We start from the raw sequence: 1,961 nt of genomic DNA, 5'->3' as shown, positions 1-1,961 counted from the left end.
TATATCACTACAACCACGAGCGCCCGAATATGGGCAATGGCGGTTTTACGCCAATGCAGAAACTAAACCACGCAGCTTAATTCTATTTGATAAGTGTCTTATGGTTGGGATGATTACCCGAGCTACCACAAGGATGGAAGACTAGTGGATACCTTGCACAGTTAATCTTCTATGATATAGAGCCAAAACTAGTTGAAGACTTGGACCGCCAACAAGTTGCTTACAGCAGATATATTGACGATATAACCATCTCTAGCTCACGGCCATTAACTGACCAAAAAAAAACAGATATTATCTCCAAGATATACTCAATGGTTTTCCATAAAGCTCATCATCCAAACCGTAAGAAACAAACAATTTTTTCTCCTTCTGTTAACGGTGTAGGAAAAACAGTAACTGGCCTAACTGTTAATTCAAAAAAACCTACAATCAACAACGACAAAAGAAAGAAGCTCCGCTCTGATATACACAAGCTCTCTCTACGCTTTCATACTGAGAAGAATCTATCTAGTTACGATAAAGACTGGCGTAGCATTACTTCTAAGGTGGGTCATATCAAGACCTCTCACCCTAGGCAATGGAAAAAATTCAGACAAGAAATGAATACTATAAAACCAACGTTCAAGCGTAAGAGAAAAACTAACAATAAGAAGGCGGCTTTTAAAGGAACGATTGATGGGAAATAATAGGTTTTATGGGAGTAAGCATGGTTCCCTAGTGAGGACTTGAACGCTAAGCTGTGGGCGAATGGTATCAACGCTTTAACTCGCTGAAATAGCCACAGTGTACTTCATGGTGTACTTACCATACATATTCTATTCGTGATCGGTGCGCTATGACGCTACTATCTCACAGTACAACCATATTTAAGGATAGGTGTTTTAACATGGGTAAAAAGACAGATGTATTAGATCCTCTAGGTTTAGCATCCTCCGTAGCCTTTGCTTATGTTATTTTATTCGTAGCTTTGATGTTAGTTTTCGATAAGATAATAACTAGGGATGGAGTTGTATTACCTGCGATTTTTATTTTTTTAGTTGTCTCCATCGTTAAATATATTTTTTTCAAAAGAGATAATAATGTCCCACAATGGTTAGTAGTTGGCTCTTTTCTTATATCAACTATCACTGCTATCGGTATGACCGTAATATTCTAAATTAGAAGAATATACGGTGCGATAAAGCAGTCCATTTAAATCCTACTGTATTCTCATAGTTACAGTAGGATAGCTTATATCAGGGCCATTTAAGCTATGCTGAAAAAACTGTAGAACCCGTTCTGGTAAATTAAAGACTTAATAGAGCGTTTATCATCACTAAGATAACCAGGACTCATAGTGCCGCTTTTATGACTGAAACCGTCAAAAACTAGCAGATGACAACGACAACGACAAAGTAGCTAGGCAGCTCAGGCTGAATGAGACTTCTTAAATGAGGAAGGAGGAAGCGAAGCAGTATTACGCCCCGAGGCAACATAGTGGCTATGCTAGGAGTAGGATTCAATAGCGTTTAAGCTATAGAACGCTAAGAAAAATGTGGTTTGACTTTCATTATCAGACTGCGTAAATACTCCCCCCTAAGTCAAGTTCTACAGGATTGATAGTGTAGGTCTGTAATATAAGTATCTATTAGTTCACATAAAAAAATACCGCCCTACTTTTATCAAAAATATTCAATATAAATCGTAAAACACTCATTCATTGAAATGATTGGGGTAGTAACACATCATAATTTTGATAATTGAATGATTATCATTTACAATAATCTGTAAAAAACTACCTGCAAATACAGTTTATTCTCCAATAAAAATATTCGCAGTTCGCTAAATAACTGGCTGCTACTTTTTAACTATCGAGCTACTTTCTTATGAACAATGTGCAACCTTCACCAAATTCATCGAATTTACAAAAAAAAGTAATGCTCAACCAAATTCATCATAACCGCATAATACGAATATTATTT

At 36.6% G+C, this 1,961-nt stretch carries 1 protein-coding gene and 1 pseudogene; both read left to right on the top strand.

The features are described from left to right. Positions 1 to 134: 134 nt before the first annotated feature. A pseudogene (locus ACP69U_RS13780) lies at positions 135 to 686 on the top strand (hypothetical protein); the annotation flags it as partial. 200 nt (positions 687 to 886) lie between these two features. Then, positions 887 to 1,156 (top strand): hypothetical protein, encoded by a 270-nt coding sequence (locus ACP69U_RS13775; protein ID WP_248957075.1) that lies wholly within the window; start codon positions 887 to 889, stop codon positions 1,154 to 1,156. The last annotated feature ends 805 nt before the right edge of the window (positions 1,157 to 1,961 follow it).

Source organism: Psychrobacter sp. TWR1-1-1, assembly GCF_049895865.1.
GTDB classification, from domain to species: domain Bacteria; phylum Pseudomonadota; class Gammaproteobacteria; order Pseudomonadales; family Moraxellaceae; genus Psychrobacter; species Psychrobacter immobilis_A.
Note: the sequence above shows the minus strand (reverse complement) of the source record. Positions and strands in the feature narration are given on the sequence as shown.

Bases quoted from the DNA above. Each gene is read 5' to 3' on its own strand.
- ACP69U_RS13775 (WP_248957075.1), top strand. From the start codon at position 887: ATGGGTAAAAAGACAGATGTATTAGATCCTCTAGGTTTAGCATCCTCC.